This window comes from Xenorhabdus beddingii (genome assembly GCF_002127545.1).
Taxonomy (GTDB): Bacteria; Pseudomonadota; Gammaproteobacteria; order Enterobacterales; family Enterobacteriaceae; genus Xenorhabdus; species Xenorhabdus beddingii.
The window spans coordinates 174445-190650 of record NZ_MUBK01000003.1 but is presented as its reverse complement, the minus strand read 5'-3'; the positions used below and the strand labels follow the sequence as shown (position 1 = coordinate 190650).

At 44.1% G+C, this 16206-nt stretch carries 15 protein-coding genes; 4 read left to right on the top strand and 11 right to left on the bottom strand.

Annotation, left to right across the window (positions count from 1 at the left end):
* Nucleotides 1–173: 173 nt before the first annotated feature.
* The gene (gene radA, locus Xbed_RS03220; RefSeq protein WP_086111508.1) at nt 174–1559 is read right to left on the bottom strand and encodes a DNA repair protein RadA; all 1386 of its coding nucleotides are present in this window, start codon (nt 1557–1559) and stop codon (nt 174–176) included.
* A 39-nt stretch (nt 1560–1598) separates the two neighbouring features.
* The gene (gene serB, locus Xbed_RS03215) at nt 1599–2576 is read right to left on the bottom strand and encodes a phosphoserine phosphatase (RefSeq protein WP_086111507.1); all 978 of its coding nucleotides are present in this window, start codon (nt 2574–2576) and stop codon (nt 1599–1601) included.
* A 115-nt stretch (nt 2577–2691) separates the two neighbouring features.
* On the opposite strand from serB, the gene Xbed_RS03210 reads away from it, so the two are divergent.
* Complete coding sequence (locus Xbed_RS03210; protein WP_086111567.1) at nt 2692–3339, top strand: YtjB family periplasmic protein; 648 nt, start codon at nt 2692–2694, stop codon at nt 3337–3339.
* 72 nt (nt 3340–3411) lie between these two features.
* Here the strand turns inward: Xbed_RS03210 and Xbed_RS03205 are convergent, their stop codons facing one another.
* From Xbed_RS03205 to metC, 5 genes are all read right to left on the bottom strand, one after another.
* Complete coding sequence (locus Xbed_RS03205) at nt 3412–3705, bottom strand: hypothetical protein (protein ID WP_086111506.1); 294 nt, start codon at nt 3703–3705, stop codon at nt 3412–3414.
* Between the two features lie 293 nt (nt 3706–3998).
* Nucleotides 3999–4829 carry a 2,5-didehydrogluconate reductase DkgA gene (gene dkgA / locus Xbed_RS03200; RefSeq protein ID WP_086111505.1) on the bottom strand — a complete coding sequence of 277 codons (831 nt, stop codon included), beginning with the start codon at nt 4827–4829 and terminating at the stop codon, nt 3999–4001.
* Between the two features lie 25 nt (nt 4830–4854).
* The gene (locus Xbed_RS20480; protein WP_279625501.1) at nt 4855–4983 is read right to left on the bottom strand and encodes a hypothetical protein; all 129 of its coding nucleotides are present in this window, start codon (nt 4981–4983) and stop codon (nt 4855–4857) included.
* A gap of 154 nt (nt 4984–5137) precedes the next feature.
* A complete protein-coding gene (locus Xbed_RS03195) occupies nt 5138–5809 on the bottom strand; it encodes a DedA family protein (protein WP_086111504.1) in 672 nt (223 codons plus the stop codon).
* Between the two features lie 183 nt (nt 5810–5992).
* Complete coding sequence (gene metC / locus Xbed_RS03190) at nt 5993–7186, bottom strand: cystathionine beta-lyase (RefSeq protein WP_086111503.1); 1194 nt, start codon at nt 7184–7186, stop codon at nt 5993–5995.
* A 395-nt stretch (nt 7187–7581) separates the two neighbouring features.
* Here metC and exbB point away from each other — a divergent pair, with 395 nt between their 5' ends.
* Both exbB and exbD read left to right on the top strand, forming a co-directional pair.
* The gene (gene exbB / locus Xbed_RS03185; protein WP_086111502.1) at nt 7582–8586 is read left to right on the top strand and encodes a tonB-system energizer ExbB; all 1005 of its coding nucleotides are present in this window, start codon (nt 7582–7584) and stop codon (nt 8584–8586) included.
* A 6-nt stretch (nt 8587–8592) separates the two neighbouring features.
* Nucleotides 8593–9018, top strand: coding sequence for a TonB system transport protein ExbD (gene exbD / locus Xbed_RS03180; protein ID WP_086111501.1), 426 nt, complete (start codon nt 8593–8595; stop codon nt 9016–9018).
* Nucleotides 9019–9102: 84 nt separating this feature from the next.
* On the opposite strand, the gene Xbed_RS03175 is transcribed toward exbD, so the two are convergent.
* From Xbed_RS03175 to Xbed_RS03160, 4 genes are all read right to left on the bottom strand, one after another.
* The gene (locus Xbed_RS03175; RefSeq protein ID WP_244182394.1) at nt 9103–10413 is read right to left on the bottom strand and encodes an insecticidal delta-endotoxin Cry8Ea1 family protein; all 1311 of its coding nucleotides are present in this window, start codon (nt 10411–10413) and stop codon (nt 9103–9105) included.
* 66 nt (nt 10414–10479) lie between these two features.
* Nucleotides 10480–10905: a JHE-like toxin PirA gene (locus tag Xbed_RS03170; RefSeq protein ID WP_086111500.1), complete on the bottom strand. Its 426-nt coding sequence runs from the start codon at nt 10903–10905 to the stop codon at nt 10480–10482.
* Nucleotides 10906–11298: 393 nt separating this feature from the next.
* Complete coding sequence (locus tag Xbed_RS03165) at nt 11299–13734, bottom strand: beta-N-acetylhexosaminidase (RefSeq protein WP_086111499.1); 2436 nt, start codon at nt 13732–13734, stop codon at nt 11299–11301.
* Nucleotides 13735–13836: 102 nt separating this feature from the next.
* Nucleotides 13837–14481 carry a TetR/AcrR family transcriptional regulator gene (locus Xbed_RS03160; protein WP_086111498.1) on the bottom strand — a complete coding sequence of 215 codons (645 nt, stop codon included), beginning with the start codon at nt 14479–14481 and terminating at the stop codon, nt 13837–13839.
* A gap of 571 nt (nt 14482–15052) precedes the next feature.
* Here Xbed_RS03160 and Xbed_RS03155 point away from each other — a divergent pair.
* Complete coding sequence (locus tag Xbed_RS03155; RefSeq protein ID WP_086111497.1) at nt 15053–16201, top strand: porin; 1149 nt, start codon at nt 15053–15055, stop codon at nt 16199–16201.
* Nucleotides 16202–16206: the final 5 nt, after the last annotated feature.

The following is a 16206-nucleotide window of genomic DNA, read 5'->3' as shown; positions in this document are numbered from 1 at the left end:
AATAATCTGATTTTTTGAATTTCAGATTAACGGGCTAAAAATTTCAAGGCGGGAAAATGCAGGAAATTGAAATGGCAATGTTATTGCCTGCCTTATTTGAACTGTGATGGCAGGCAACAAATATTCTGGATAATTAGGAAAAACACGTAGGTTGAAAAAGAATAAAAGTGGTTTTACTCATCCAGATCTTCCAGAACAGATAACGCATCGGCCAATTTTTTGACACCAAATACTTTCATGTCGGGTAAGGCTTTTTTGGGCATATTGGCATGAGGAACAATGGCGCGTTTAAAACCGTGCTTGGCAGCTTCTGAAATACGTTCCTGACCACTGGGTACAGGCCGGATTTCACCCGCCAGGCCGACTTCACCAAATACCACCAGATCACGGGGCAAAGGGCGATCACGGAAACTGGAAACCAAAGAGAGCAGTAATGCCAGGTCAGCACTTGTCTCCGTAACTTTCACCCCCCCCACGACGTTAACAAAAACATCTTGGTCAGACATTTGCAAACCACCGTGTCGATGCAAAACAGCCAGTAGAATAGCCAGCCTGTTCTGTTCAAGCCCTACCGCGACGCGACGCGGATTTGACATCATGGAATGATCGACTAGCGCCTGAATTTCAACCAGCAAAGGACGTGTGCCTTCCCACACAATCATGACGGAGCTGCCTGAGGTAATTTCATCGCCACGACTCAGGAAAATTGCAGAAGGGTTATTCACTTCCCGCAATCCTTGTTCGGTCATGGCGAACACCCCCAGCTCATTGACGGCCCCGAAACGGTTTTTATGGCTGCGCAGGGTACGGAAGCGGGAATCTGCTTCGCCGTCAAGCATGACTGAACAGTCTATACAGTGTTCGAGTACCTTGGGACCCGCCAAAGAGCCGTCTTTTGTCACATGACCAACCATGATAATGGCGACGCCACGGGTTTTAGCGAACCGGGTCAGGTAAGCGGCGGTTTCCCTCACTTGGGCCACGCTGCCCGGTGAAGATTGAATATCCGCCATGTGCATGACCTGAATTGAGTCAATCACCATCAGTTTGGGTTGTTCTTGTTCTGCAATCAGGCAGATCTGTTCAATGCTGGTTTCTGACAGCATGTTCAGTTTATCAGTCGGCAATCCCAGCCGATGGGCGCGCATTGCGACTTGCTGCAATGATTCTTCCCCTGTCACATACAGGGTTTTCATCTGTGCCGATAATTGGCACATGGTTTGTAAGAGCAGGGTACTTTTTCCCGCTCCGGGATTACCCCCGATCAAAATGGCACTGCCGGGAACCACCCCTCCGCCGAGAACACGGTCAAATTCTTTGAACCCGGTTGAAAAACGGGGAAGCTCTTCCAGACTGATATCTGAAAGTTTTTGTACTTTACTGATACCCGCATCCCCGGCATAACCGCTGAAACGCTCAGTGCGGGAAGATGAAGCTGCGGCCAGACGCACTTCCGTAATGGTATTCCATGCGTGGCATGCGGTACATTGCCCCTGCCAGCGGGGATAATCCGCGCCACATTCGTTACAGACAAATGCCCGTTTTGCTGCTTTTGCCACTCTATGCTTCCTTAATATGATGATATTGGGCTATTGGGATTAACGTTCTTCGTGCTTCAAGCCGCCACTCAACACACACAGAACGCCCATTAAATCTGCATGGCGGATCGCAACTTTAGCCTGCGCATACACTTTGGGTTTGGCATGATAGGCAATTCCCAACCCTGCTTTGCGGATCATTTTCAGGTCATTGGCACCATCCCCGATAGCGATAGTCTGACTGAGCGGAATGTTCAGCTCTTTTGTCAGCCTTATCAAGGTGGTTGCCTTATATTTGGCATCGACAATCGGCCCTTTGACTTTACCGGTCAGTTTGCCGTCTTTGATCTCAAGTTGATTGGCGACGGCGGCAAAAAGGCGTAGTTGCTGGCGAAGATTATCGGCAAAGAAAGTGAAACCCCCGGAGGCAATCGCGACATGCCAATCCAAAGATTGTAACTTACGGACAAGGCTGGTTAATCCGGGCATCAGGGGCAGTGTTTCCATCACTTGCTGCAAGATTGAAACATCAGCACCGGCCAGTTGTGCGACGCGTTCACGCAGGCTGTCTGAAAAATCCAGTTCACCCTGCATGGCACGTTCTGTAATTTCCGCCACTTTATCGCCGACCCCAGCCAGACGCGCAATTTCATCGATACATTCGATTTGGATAGCGGTTGAATCCATGTCCATCACTAATAAGCCGGGTGAACGCAGGCGTGGGATTTGCCCCAGTGGAACCACATCCAGACGGCATTCATCCGCCAGTCGTTTAATGCGGGGTGAAAGGCTACCGGCAATACGGACAACCTGATAATCATCAATGCGCCATGAAGATACCACGACGATGGCTGCCCCAAGGCGGTGCTGAAAATCACTGATACGTTGCTTATCCAGGCCTCGTCCATACAGCAACCAGCCGCTGTCTCCGGCGCGGTAGTCCAGCGGCATGACTTCATCACCACTGAGGGATAACGGTAATCCCGGCCATTTATGGATTTCATCCGGTAAGTAACGATAGGCCAGATTATTGGACATGAATATCGACTCCTGTAATTCCATGTAATTTTGGCAAGCGAAAAATGCTTTTCAAACTATCCTATCAGTACCGCATCTGGCAACATGTGCTTTCCGATCATAGGATGGGATAATGATGATAAAAGCAAAGCTAAAATTTCGACTGCATAAGACGGCGATTATTTTAATATGTCTAGCACTGCTGGTTATGCTGATGCAGGGTGTCTCCTATTTCAGCCGTTCTCAACAGCAGGCCCATATGAAGCAATTTGAAGATCTGGCGAATACATTGGCAAAACAGGTTGCATTCAGCTTGGCTGATTATATGGAGAATGGTAGCAAAGATCTTAATAATAAAAAGATTGTGGCGAGTTTGGTTTACTTGACGAGTAACAAACGCATTTTGGATGCCAGCGTTTATCTGGAGAATGGAACGCAGATAGCACGGAGTGGGGAGCCGGTTTCAGTGCGTGAGCGCTTATCGCTGGAAGGAAAAAAATCCAGTGGCTACTTCAACCAACAAATCGTTGTCCCTATACCGGGGAAAAATCATCCGAAGGGTTTTCTTCGCCTGACACTGGATACGCATAAGCTGGCAACAGAATCCAATCAGGTCGATAACACGACTAACTTACTGCGGATCATGCTTCTGTTGGCTTTGGCGATTGGTTTTATTTTGGCGCATAATTTACTGCAATTGGCGCCCAGCCGCTGGCAACAATCTCCTTATCTTTTGACTGCGAATGTCAAATCACCGGATGAGGATAATGGAGAGAACCGTTAGTCGATCCTGATAGCGAAACTTATCGATCCGCCACGACGCCCCCAAAGGGGGCGGTGGGTCACAAAACAGATTTTAATGTTCTTCATAAATAGCTTTCCCATAATATCGACCGAAACAAAGGGAATAGATCACACCGTGCAGAAAAGCCACAAAAATTGCGCCATAGAACACAATCGGTTGATGGGGTAGGGCAACATGCACAAACGGTATTTTGTTAAAACGAAATACGTACATGTGAAAGGCCATCGCTGCGATTGCCAGCAGAATTCCTGCCACATTGTGATGTACTTGGTGTGATAACAGGAACCCTTTTACAGCAAAGAAAAAAGGGACAAGCATAAATAAAGAAATAACGATATAAATCATGGTGATTTCCTTAAGTTTTGTTTGGGGTTTATAACTAAAAACAGATGTATCAAGGATTGTTACAAATTCAGTTGATATCTATTATCTATTTAATATGTAAATTATTTAATGCTGATAATTAAGTCTATGACATCAAATATACATAGATAGTAAACATAGTTATTATCAATAATATTGATTTGATCGATAATTTATAGTGTTTTAGGCTAGGGCTTATGTCCCTGACCTGAACCCTGCCGGAAAACAGAATTCAGGTCTATTGGAAGGGATTGAATGAGGTCGGTGGATATTCATTAAAGTTGATTGTAATTATCGGGATTCGGGCCTATCCGCTTACCAATATCCAATTCAGCCATCGCAGCCAAATCTTCTTTTTCCAATCTGAAATCAAACACATCAAAGTTTTCTTTAATGCGCGAAGGTGTGACAGATTTAGGAATGACAATCATGCCACATTCGAGATGCCAGCGGATCACAATTTGCGCTGGTGTTTTGCCGTGCTTAATGGCCAGTTGTTCAACCAGTGGAGAGTTAAAGACACCTTTTCCACCCCGTGATAATGGGCTCCAGGACTCAGTGGTAATATGATGGGTGGCATTCCATGAATGAAGCTGCCGTTGTTGCATCAGGGGATGCAGTTCAATTTGATTGATCGTGGGAACGACGCCCGTTTCCTGAATCACTTTTTGTAAGTGTTCAATGTGAAAATTACAAACACCAATACTGCGGGTCAGTCCCGCTTCTTTCAGCTCAATCAGTTGCTTCCAGGCATCCACATAATGGTTCTGTTCGGGAACCGGCCACTGAATGAGATAGAGATCAACATAATCTAACTGTAATCTCGCCAAACTTTCCTGTAATGCAGCACTGGCATCCAGATGACGATCATTCCAGAGCTTGGTGGTGACGAAAATCTCTTCACGTGGGATAGCACTTTCTTTCAGGGCCTTCCCTACACCCTCTTCATTATTATACATCGCGGCCGTATCAATAGAACGATAGCCCACTTCTAATGCAGTGTGGATGGCTCCCACAACCTGCTCATTACTCGCTTTCCAAACCCCAAGCCCCAGTTGTGGCATTTGATTTTCATCGACGAGTTTAATAATTGTCTGTTGACCCATTCTAACCTCCTTCAGGCTTGGAATTTCAGATGGACGCTGTGTCAATCCGTTTACGGATATCAAGCGTAACATCCTGCTGTTCACCAAGGGTAACCAAACCTTCTTGTTTTAATTTTTCGATCATGGCTGGAATAGAATTTCCATCTTTTGGCATGGTGTTGCTCAGTTAGGCAATTTGCCTTTTACCAAAAATGACTTGTGGATGTGTATAGGTTTATCTGGATGTTTATAATTAATATTTCTTTATTAAATGGGTTGATTGAACTTAATTGATTGAATTTAATCGATGAGGCAGTCATTCAGCATATTTACTGATTTTTCTTCGATGATGCTCTTTTGTGACGCCAGTACATCAACAAAGAAGCAGACAGCCCACTGATCAACAAAACGACGGGTAGAATGACCAAAATGTTCATGACCAGATCTTGATGTGCTTTAACAAAAGGGATCTGGTTCAAGATATAGCCAAAACCCACGATAATAATGACCCATAAAAAGCCACTTAACCAGTTAAAAAATTGAAAGCGTTTATTATTTAGACCAGAAATGCCCGCAAATGTTGGCAGGAGAGTACGCACAAATGCCAAAAAACGCCCGATAAGCAGGGCCGATAGGCCATGTTTGGCAAACAGGGTATTAGCGCGTTGCCGGTATTGCAGGGGAAGTTGAGCCAGCCAATTTTTGACAATGCGGGTATGGCCGAGCCAACGTCCTTGCAAATACCCTAACCAACATCCCAGACTGGCTGCGATGGTCAGCAGAACAACCGTGGGGATGAAGCTCATGACCCCTTTGGCAATTAAGGCGCCGGAAAGTACCAATAAGGTATCGCCGGGTAAAAAGGCGGCGGGTAATAGTCCGTTTTCCAGTACGAGGGTGACAAAGAGGACACCATAAATAACCCAGATGATATCGGGGTTGGCGAGTTGGTTAAAATCATGATGCCAGAGTGCATGCACAATCTCGCTTAACGTTTCCATTGTTTATCCTGTAATTTTTGTAAGTAAACTCATTAACAGACAGATCCCTCCCAGTGTACCGCAAAATAGAGGGATGGAAGTGGATTTGATTTAGCATACGGGATTGGAAGGGATAAAACAAAACCGTGGCTGTCTGTAAGGGAAAGACAGCCAACAATGTTGACACATTGTTTTATCAGGACATTAACGCATCGCGAGGCGGGCAAAACCCGCTTTCAGATCATCCATCAAATCTTGAGGATCTTCCAACCCTATGTGAAGGCGGAATAATGTGCCGGTTTTTTGTGGTGGATGATAGCGACGCAGCGTTTTGAGCATTTCAGGTTGAACATACAAAATCAACGACTCAAACCCTCCCCATGAAAACGCCATCTTAAAATGTTTCATGTTATCGAGATAATCAGCCAGTTGTTCGGCGGTAAGCTGGGTGTTCAGGAGAAAAGAAAACAGTCCGCAGGAACCTGTGAAATCGCGTTTAAAATAGGGGTGTCCGGGGCAGGAAGGCAGGGCGGGATGATAAACCTCGGCCACTTCCGGTCGTTGTGCGAGCCATTTGGCTATTTCGATACTGCTTTTTTCATGTTGCCTTAGACGAGTCGCCAATGTGTGCAAACCGCGCATTGCCATATAAACGGTATCGGGATCGGCAATTTGCCCCAGCAGGTAAGATCGCTCCCTGAGTTGCTCCCAACATCGGGCATTGGCGACTGCGGTGCCCAGCATGCCATCTGAATGACCGATGATATATTTTGTCGCGGATTGAACGGAAATATCGATACCAAACTCCAGAGCCTTAAACAAAACGCCCGCCGCCCAGGTATTATCAATGATAATGACAATATCAGGATTGACCTGACGGGCAGCCCGCACGATAGCAGGAATATCCTGTATTTCCATCGTTAGCGAGCCGGGAGACTCAAGAAAAAGCACCTTAGTGTTTGGCCTGATCAGAGAAGCAATATTCTCTCCCATCATCGGATCAAAATAATCGGTGGAGATATCCATTCTTTTCAGGAAATGATCACAAAAACTCTGTGTTGGTTCGTACACCGTTCCCGTCATCAGAACGTGATCGCCTGTTTCTACGAAAGCCAGAATTGAATGAGTGATAGCGGCCGCACCGGAAGGATACAATGCACAGCCAGCGCCACCTTCCAGTTCAGTCATGGCGCTCTGAAAGGCAAAATGCGTCATCGTGCCACGGCGTCCATAGAATAATTCGCCTTTATTGTGATTTTGCAACGCATATTTCAGGTCTTCAACGGTATCGAAAATGACAGATGATGTCCGTTGAATCAGGGGGTTAACGGCACCTTGCGTATATTTTTTTTCCCTTCCTACATTAACCAATAAGGTTTCTGGCTTCTTTTTTGTCATGAGATCTCACCCTAAGTTAATTTTTGGCCTACAGTCCAGTGCCCGGATTGAATGGGGTCATAATGATTAGAAAGTTAAAAGATTTAGCATCGTTTTGCCAAAGGGATTCATGCAACTTGACGAAAATTCAAGGTGATCTGCTGGGTGAATGGGAAGATGTGAACGAATGTGCACCGTCTATTAGCACTTTTTTATCAAATAGTAATGATAATTACTATCAAATCGCGCAATGTCTGATATCATTTGCAGCGAACTTTTTCCCCCTCTGAGCCATTGAGCGACGGAGGTCAGAAAGTTAAGAAACATGACTCCGGTCATATTAGGATTAGCAAGATGACTAAATGTGACTCACTGCTAAGTAACAGAATCTATAAAAAAGAGAGTAAGGCTAACTGATGCGTAATTTGACAGCTTCTATTCTATTGGCATTCGGATTAACAAGTTCAGCGTGGGCTGATACAGCGCCAGCGGCGCCAGAAAATCAGGCTGCTGCTCAGGTAGCCGCTCCGGCAACCCCAGAATCTTCCGCTGCACCACAAGCGGCTGAACTGAAAACGGGAACGCCACCCACCACGGAAACACCGATCTCAGCCGCAAATACGGCAGAAACTATATCTACAAAAACTATATCTACAGAAACTACAGCGACAGAAACGACTGTTACACCGGTTACAGCAGAATCTGAGAATCAATCCACGGGTTTTGCAACGGACCTGTCTGTTTGGGGTATGTATAGTAACGCTGACGTAGTCGTAAAAACGGTCATGGTAGGATTAGTGATCGCTTCTGTCATCACTTGGGCACTGCTGTTCTCCAAGGGGACGGAATTATTGATGGCCCGCCGTCGTTTACGCAAAGAGCAATTGGCCTTGGCTGGCGTTGCCAGTCTGGATGCGGCTGTAAAAATTGCAGAGAATTTTGGCAAGCGGAGCATCAGCCGCCTGTTGTTGAACGAAGCACAATCAGAGCGTGTCCTGTCGGTTGAAAGTTCTGACAAGGCGGGAACTAAAGAGCGAACGTCATTCCGTATGGAACGTGCGGTTGCGGCCATCAGCCGCGGTATGGGACGTGGCAATGGTTATCTGGCGACCATTGGTGCAATCTCCCCGTTTGTCGGGTTATTCGGGACAGTTTGGGGGATCATGAACAGTTTTATCGGGATTGCCCATTCACAAACCACTAACCTGGCCGTTGTCGCACCCGGTATTGCGGAAGCACTGCTGGCGACAGCTCTGGGTCTGGTGGCTGCTATCCCTGCGGTTGTCATTTATAACGTTTTTGCCCGTGTGATTTCATCATACCGTGGGCAAGTGGGAGATAGGGCGGCTCAGGCAATCCTGCTATTGAGTCGTGATCTTGATCTGGCTGAAAGTAAAGCAGAAAAAGCAGAGGCAAGGTAACAGACTATGGCAATGCGTCTTAATGAAGATTTGGACGATAGCGGCGAATTGCATGAAATTAACGTCACGCCATTTATTGACGTGATGTTAGTGCTGCTGATTATTTTCATGGTAGCAGCACCACTGGCAACCGTAGATATCAAAGTTGATTTGCCGGCATCAACCGCTAAACCACAACCTCGACCGGAAAAACCGGTGTTTTTGACCGTGAAAGCGGATCATCAGTTATATGTCGGTGAGCAAAAAATTGATCGCGATGCTTTATCTTCGGTATTGGATCAAACCACGCAATCCAACAAAGAAACCACGATTTTCTTCCAGGCAGATAAGACCGTGGATTATGAAACGTTGATGAGTGTCATGGACTCGTTGCGTAAGGCGGGTTACCTCAAAGTTGGGCTGGTGGGCATGGAATCGGTTGCTGCTCAATAAACCTGATGAATGCAGTTTAATGGTGTAGTTAGCGAAAGCCGTTGTAAACCCTCGCCCAATGTGGGCGAGGGATATATAAATGTATTATTTATCAGTCATCATATGGTAAGAAACAGCAATGCCTGCGGCTTGACCAGCAAGTGAAGGAGCATCGCTTGCTAAATACAGACCAGCTATATAGTGATTATCAACGGCATATTTTCTATATTTTTGGGCGTATCGTTCACCAACACGTAATTGCCGGCCATCGCTCAGCGTAAAAAACGCTTCATCGACGGCACCATTTCCCCATACTTCTAAGCTGACAATAACACTACCATTTAAATCAATTGATTTCGTTTCAGATGTCACTGTACCTAATGTACTGGAGGTATCATCACTAAATACAATTCTAATGCCGCCAACTCGGGGTGCATTGCCAATTCGCTGAACATATCCAACCAGTGACTTGATTTGATTGTATTTCCCATTGATTAAGGATGGCTTAAATGGTGCGGTCATTTGATCATCTTTTGTCAGCGCCTGAATCCTCATCTGGTTTGTGGCACGATCAAATACCGTTGAATAGCTGATGGTTTTAGGATAAAAACCACTTACAAGACTGTTGTTTTGTAAATGCTCAATCATTTCAAGACATTCTAAACCATGCAATAAGCAATAACCTCTTACAGACAACAAATTATTTGTGATATTGTCTGCATTCGATGTATTAACGGCGTTATTATACTCTCTTGTGTACATTGTATGAATATAATCATTGGCGCGAGTGACCAACTTATCGATAAGCTGTTTTAATTCATTAACTTCTATATCGGTTAAGCCAATGTCTGTTTTTTTCTCTATGCCTAATTTCCAATAAGGGATCTGCAACATAAGTGTGGAAGTATACATTGGCAGGATTTGATAATTTGTTTTGTCATCAAAAGATTTAAATTTTTCATCTATGCTGATGATATATCTGGCCAGAAACATATAAGCATCATGGGCTTCTTGGCTGCCGGGTGATGTTTCTAATATATCGTAGACATGTTCCATCTTCCCTTTTATTTCTTGTATATCGCCATTGAGTATACCCTTAATAGCCTGTAGAACGGCATTCTCTATCATCTGTTCTACTCTCTTGAGAATTTCATCCCAAGTATTATCTTTTTTATCAGGCCAAAAGAGTCCCAGTAGAAAAGATAGAGCGGCTCCAGGTCCAGGAATAAACCCTACACCGCCAATAATGGCATCTTTGATTTTTGATGATACATCCCATTCATAATCAGGCGTTGAAGTGGTGTAAAGCATCATTGGCATCATTTCATTCATCAATGCTGAATGAGGGGGGGTATCTATATTTATGGATATATTATTCATGGTTTTCTCATTGTATTTATACCCTTCATCTTCCAAGTTTCTGCCTAGATGTAACTTGAAACCTATTGGGTATATTATTATTAAATAATAATCTTCTGATTGTTACAGATTATATCCAGTAATAAAGGCACGCTGATCTGTATCGTTATAAATTACCACTTTGCTGTAATATAATGAATTGCTGGGGGAGTGTAATATTTTTTCTTCCCCTGCATTCACAATAACAGAGCTGGATTCGAACCATTCTGACGTAAAGGAATGAGACCAATAAAAAACAGCTCTTACTGATGATGCCGGGCCGGAATTAGCGATAAAGTAATTTGGCCGAGTTTCTGGGATAATAGGAGTGTCAATTCTTGTTGCCTCAATTGATGAATGTGGCTCGACAGTCATTTCCTTATAATTACTGATTGTTGGAGATTCAGATGCAGGCGTGATTATATTATCATTTTTTAACGTTGATATGTTTTTATTATCAATAACACTTTGAAATTCACCACCACTAATATTAATGTTTATTGTAATCATAATATGTTATCCTATTGAAAATTAGAATGAACAACAAAATAAGTTTTTTGATTATTTTGTTATTAGTGTGATTCCACGGCTATTTTAAACACACATTGTGAATGATATAAAAAACAAAAAATGGAATTTTAATTTAAAATTTATATTCGTTATTTCAAATTGATTGTGATAAATACCCGCTATTGTTTATTTTTACAATAACTTAATTTTGATAGAGTTGTTTGTGAAGTGATAAGGTGCTGGAATAATTCAGTCCGTTTGATGATTTGTAATTTGTGATGATTGAACAGAGTGTCAAAATAGGGCTGAGTTTCCTTCAGTGATTTACTATTTTGACAGCTTATTGACGAATAGGATAAGTATCAGAATAGCGATACCTATCCCCGGATTGACTTATTGAGTCGATTTACTCAAATGTTCCAGCATCTGTTCCAACGGATAGACCGCCCGTATCACCACTTCATCGCGCATTTGCGCGCCTTGTGACAGTCGTTTTTGTGCATCCTGCTGCTGTTGCGGAGAGAATGTTTTTCCGGCTTTCAGGTGATCCAACATCAGGAGACCGAGTTCGGCAATCTCGCCCACATCATTGGCAACGGGCACCAGATCACGCATCATATAATTCGCTTTGACGATCTTCATCAGCGGATCATGGTTATCCCGCCAGCGTATCAGCCGGGCACGTAATGCCTGTTCAGCTTGCCAATCCTGCTTATTCTTTAATAACCGATTGACCAAAATATCCATTTCCCTGACAACATGGCTTTCTGGCCCGATTGCATCAGCAAAACGGTAAAGTGGTTCATATTGATGGTAATTCCCCGCCTGAAATTTGGCATGATGGCGGGAGTAATACTGGGCAGGTTCTACGGCTTCAGCGAAGATCTGCAATGGCTCAATATTTGTACTGTTTGCCAGGCGAGTCATTAACCGTTGGGTATTGGCCTGCTGTTGCAGCCCGACAGATACCGTTGTCCAGGCATCCATTGCTTGCAGACGCGGGTACATGTGCTTCTCGTTAGTCACATCTTTGGCCGACCAAAGCCGTTCAGCAATAGCGAAAGTGCGTGGCCAGAGCTTAATGTCGAGTATTTCAGCGGTCACATTCTCTGACCATAATGCGGCTTCAGCCCCAAGAATATTTTGTTGATGTTGACTCGCCGGCACGACAGGTTGCTTGCCTGCGGGAGCCTCGGCCAATTTTTCTCCGGTGATTGGATAGCGGACATTGCCCAGCAAAATATAACCGCCAGCCGTTTTCTGTTTCTGATCGAGCGTCACAACCGGCGTGGTTTCTCCCATCCAGCTATCCACCGTAAACTTGACCGTATCTCCCTGCCAAACCATCTTATTAACGGCGCGACGTGATTTTCCGGCAAAATCAATAAAACCCCGCCATGTGCCTTTGTTATCTTGAATCAGGGTAAAACTGCCCGTCACGGGGCTGCCCTTTAAACGTGGCATCGTAAATGACCAGCTTTGCGCGGTTTCATTGGCTTTCACGCTATCGTCGATGCCAAGTGCCTGCGGCAGTATTTCATTGCGATAGTGATAGGCGGTACTTTGAGGTTGATCGAGGTAAAATCCGGTGGACAAAATGCCCTGATAGCCATCGTCGGCCGTTTTGCCCAATGAATCTTGCCCTTGCCATGATTGAATGACAATTGAACGAGGCAGGGAGGGATGGTAGATCTCGTCCCAACCCACCATTTTGCGTCCATGCTTCTCAAGCATTTTTTCCAGTTCCTGATTGAACCAGGCTTGCAGGGCATGTGTGTCTTTTAACTCTTTTTCCTGCATAAATGCCTGTATTTTTTCGGAAACCTGCCACTGAGAAGCATCGACTTCATCACCGCCAATATGAATATAGGGATCAGGAAAAATGTCGGCGACTTCACCAATCAAGGTATCAGCAAATTGGTGTACTTGAGGATTGCTCGGATCAAGTGTCGGTTTATGGACTCCCCATTCGCGCTGCATTGCGTAAGTTCCACGTACACTGATCAGTTCAGGATAAGCAACGGCAATGGCGGAGGCATGGCCGGGTAAATCAATTTCAGGCACAACACGGATACCCAAATGACTGGCATAGGCAACCAAATCCCTCATCTGCTCCTTACTGTAAAACTGCCCGTCGCTGGCGAGTTGTTGCAGTTTGGGATAATGATCAGACGCGAAGCGCCAGCCCTGATCATCGGTCAAATGCCAGTGAAAGACATTCATCTTGGCGGCCGCCATGCCATCCAATTGACGCTTTATGGCTTCAATGGGCAGGAAATGACGGGCTGAATCCAGCATCACCCCACGCCACGAAAATCGCGGCTTATCCGTAATATTAACCAGTGGCAGATAAGTTCCCTTGGCATCATTTTGGAGTAATTGCAGCAAGGTTTCCATGCCACGCAGCGCACCAAAACGGGTCGCGGCTTTTAATGTAATGCCGTGAGAATCAATGAGTAATTGATAACTTTCATCGCTGTCGGGCTGAGGAATGGGAGGCGTTCTTCTGGCGATATTGATTTTGATGGTTTGAGTAGAAATAGCTTGAGTAGAAATAGCTTGAGTGGAAGAAAAAGTGGCATCGCCTGATGGCAATACCCAACCCGTTTGGGCTTCAATGCGTTTTCGCCAGTAGGATACCGCCTCCTGCATGTCATCCCCGCTCACGGTGATATGCAGTTTCCTGTCAATCTGATAAAGGCGCCCCGGTTGCACTGAAATTTGTTGTGGCCACGGCATCAGGGGAAGATGATTGGCCGATGCTGCAAGGGACGAAAAACTATAATTTAAAGCCACAATGAATAATAATTGATGAAAAGAAAATTTCATGATGTTTTTCTCGTCTTAGAGAAGGCGCTGATTTATTTGTCCTTTCAGCGCCAATGTATATTTTTGTGAAAGTGATAGGGTCAGTAAATAACAGTTGGTTTTTTATAAATCCATGTTGATAAGTCCATGTTTGAGTAATGTCATTGCTGTGGTAATGCGAGGCATAATATCAGTTTCTGGTAGAGGAGGGAGAGTACCGAGTGCCATTTGCCTGAGGGGTTCTGCAATGACCATTGAGATGATTAATTCGCTGACAAGGCCGTAATTCAGCCCTTTCAGCACTCCTTGTTGATATTGACGTTCAAGCCAATGGGCCAGAATATTTTTGTCTCTCTCGATACCGGCCTTCTGATATTTATCCAGCCATTTATCACGATAAGGAAAATCAGATTGCAGTAATTTAAATAAACCTATCGCGTCTTTTGATAATGATCTTTTGGCCATTTCGGTTAAATATACTTTTAATAACGTGATGAGTTGCTGAGGATGATTGGCGTCTTTCTTAAAAACGGGAATAAAATTATCTGTCCAGCGGATGACAATTTGTTCAATCAAATCTTCTCGATTCTTAACAAAGCGATAGAGTGTTTTTTTGGCGATGCCCGTTTTCCTGGCAACAACATCCATGGTTGTTTTGTTATAACCTTGATGAATAATAAGTGAAAAGGTGACATCGTAAATTTTTTGGCGTATTTCCTTTTCTGGAATGGTCGGACGCCCTCGTGGACGCGGATGATTTTCTGCCATTTTAGCACCTTATGAGTTGTTAACACTTGTACTGTATTGGCGTGATCCCATTAGCAAACAGAATTTACTGATTGAACTTTAAATGGGAGGAGTCAATCACGTTTCACCAGATACAAAATTAAAAGGTTCTTGTCAATAATATCAATTTGTTATTGTCACTGAATCTATGATGGAGGATCGTAAAAAACACGACGTGAAGTGAAAAAATAAACCTTAAAATGAAAAAAAACTTCAATGATGGCAGGGTTATTTTTTATTAATCTACCTAACATTTATAACTAACTGTTTTTAGTAATTTATTTTCATAATTAAGACCATAAAGTTACTGCGTTTATACTCATAGCGTGATTTTCGTCACAGGATGGCATTTTTTGCTAATTTTTGTTAGCAAATGGTTGCATTAAATCTTAGTATCGTTATTGCATGTTACATATTTAACATATAGATAACATGCTCATGTAACACAACACAAATTCCGCTCACCTGATTATTTATTCCAAAAAAGATATTTCTTGGAATATGAGTTTCTTGGCGGTGGTGAAAAATAACAATATCAATGAGGATCATGATAATGATAAGACACAACGCAATAGCAATGGCACTTCCGGTACTTCTCATCGCAGGGGCTGCAAATGCGGCTGAGATTTATAATAAGGATGGTAATAAAGTTGATTTATATGGAAAAGCGGATGTCCAGAGAACATTCTCCAAATCAAATACAGAGTCTGGTGATGGTTCCGTTGGCCGTATAGGTATTAAGGGGTCAACCCAAATTACAGATAAACTCATTGGTTACGGGCGTTGGGAATTTAATATGGGCGCCAATGACGTGGAAACGGAAAGCGGTAAAAATACCAGAACACGTTATGCCTTTGCGGGTTTAAAAGTCGATAAATACGGTTCGCTGGATTATGGCCGTAATATGGGGGTGGTCTATGATGTCAACTCATGGACGGATGCACTGCCGGTATTTGGTGGTGATTCCATGGCAGCAACCGATAATTTCCTGATGGGGCGTTCGACAGGATTACTAACATACCGTAATACCGACTTTTTTGGTCTGGTGGATGGCCTGAACTTTGCCTTGCAGTATCAAGCCAAAAATGACGGTGGTACTCGAAATAGTCGCAGTGATATTTCAAGGCAGAACGGTGATGGTTTTGGTCTTTCCAGCTCCTATGATTTTGATAACGGTCTGAGTATTGGTGCGGCCTATGGCAACTCCAACCGTACTTTGGACCAAAAACAGGGGAATGCTGAGGCTAACGTACTGGCTAAAGGGAATAAAGCTGAAGCATGGGGTGTTTCTGCCAAATATGATAAAAATAACGTTTATCTGGCGGCCATGTATAGTGAAACCCATAACTTAACCCGATTTGGCAGTTCTGTGGACAAGTACACGATGTTTGCCAATAAGACCCAAAACATCGAGCTGACCGCCCAATATCTGTTTGATTTTGGCCTGCGTCCATCCATTGGTTTTGTTTATTCCAAAGGTAAAGATCTGGGCAAGGATTTGGCTGATCAGGGCACACAGGCAGCCAATAATTCTGAAGATTTGGTGAAGTATGTTTCAGTCGGTGCTTTCTATGATTTCAACAAAAATATGGGCACCTATGCTGAATATCAATTCAACTTGCTGAAAGACAATGATTTCACCAAGCAGACTAAGATCAACACCGATGATGTCTTTGGTGTCGGTCTGGTTTACCGTTTCTGATTGAA

Excerpts from the sequence above, each read along its gene's own strand:
- serB (WP_086111507.1), bottom strand. The coding sequence starts at position 2,576 with ATGTCCAATAATCTGGCCTATCGTTACTTACCGGATGAAATCCATAAA.
- Xbed_RS03210 (WP_086111567.1), top strand. The coding sequence starts at position 2,692 with ATGATAAAAGCAAAGCTAAAATTTCGACTGCATAAGACGGCGATTATT.
- Xbed_RS03205 (WP_086111506.1), bottom strand. The coding sequence starts at position 3,705 with ATGATTTATATCGTTATTTCTTTATTTATGCTTGTCCCTTTTTTCTTT.
- dkgA (WP_086111505.1), bottom strand. The coding sequence starts at position 4,829 with ATGGGTCAACAGACAATTATTAAACTCGTCGATGAAAATCAAATGCCA.
- Xbed_RS20480 (WP_279625501.1), bottom strand. The coding sequence starts at position 4,983 with ATGCCAAAAGATGGAAATTCTATTCCAGCCATGATCGAAAAATTAAAA.
- Xbed_RS03195 (WP_086111504.1), bottom strand. The coding sequence starts at position 5,809 with ATGGAAACGTTAAGCGAGATTGTGCATGCACTCTGGCATCATGATTTT.
- metC (WP_086111503.1), bottom strand. The coding sequence starts at position 7,186 with ATGACAAAAAAGAAGCCAGAAACCTTATTGGTTAATGTAGGAAGGGAA.
- exbB (WP_086111502.1), top strand. The coding sequence starts at position 7,582 with ATGCGTAATTTGACAGCTTCTATTCTATTGGCATTCGGATTAACAAGT.
- exbD (WP_086111501.1), top strand. The coding sequence starts at position 8,593 with ATGGCAATGCGTCTTAATGAAGATTTGGACGATAGCGGCGAATTGCAT.
- Xbed_RS03170 (WP_086111500.1), bottom strand. The coding sequence starts at position 10,905 with ATGATTACAATAAACATTAATATTAGTGGTGGTGAATTTCAAAGTGTT.
- Xbed_RS03165 (WP_086111499.1), bottom strand. The coding sequence starts at position 13,734 with ATGAAATTTTCTTTTCATCAATTATTATTCATTGTGGCTTTAAATTAT.
- Xbed_RS03160 (WP_086111498.1), bottom strand. The coding sequence starts at position 14,481 with ATGGCAGAAAATCATCCGCGTCCACGAGGGCGTCCGACCATTCCAGAA.
- Xbed_RS03155 (WP_086111497.1), top strand. The coding sequence starts at position 15,053 with ATGATAAGACACAACGCAATAGCAATGGCACTTCCGGTACTTCTCATC.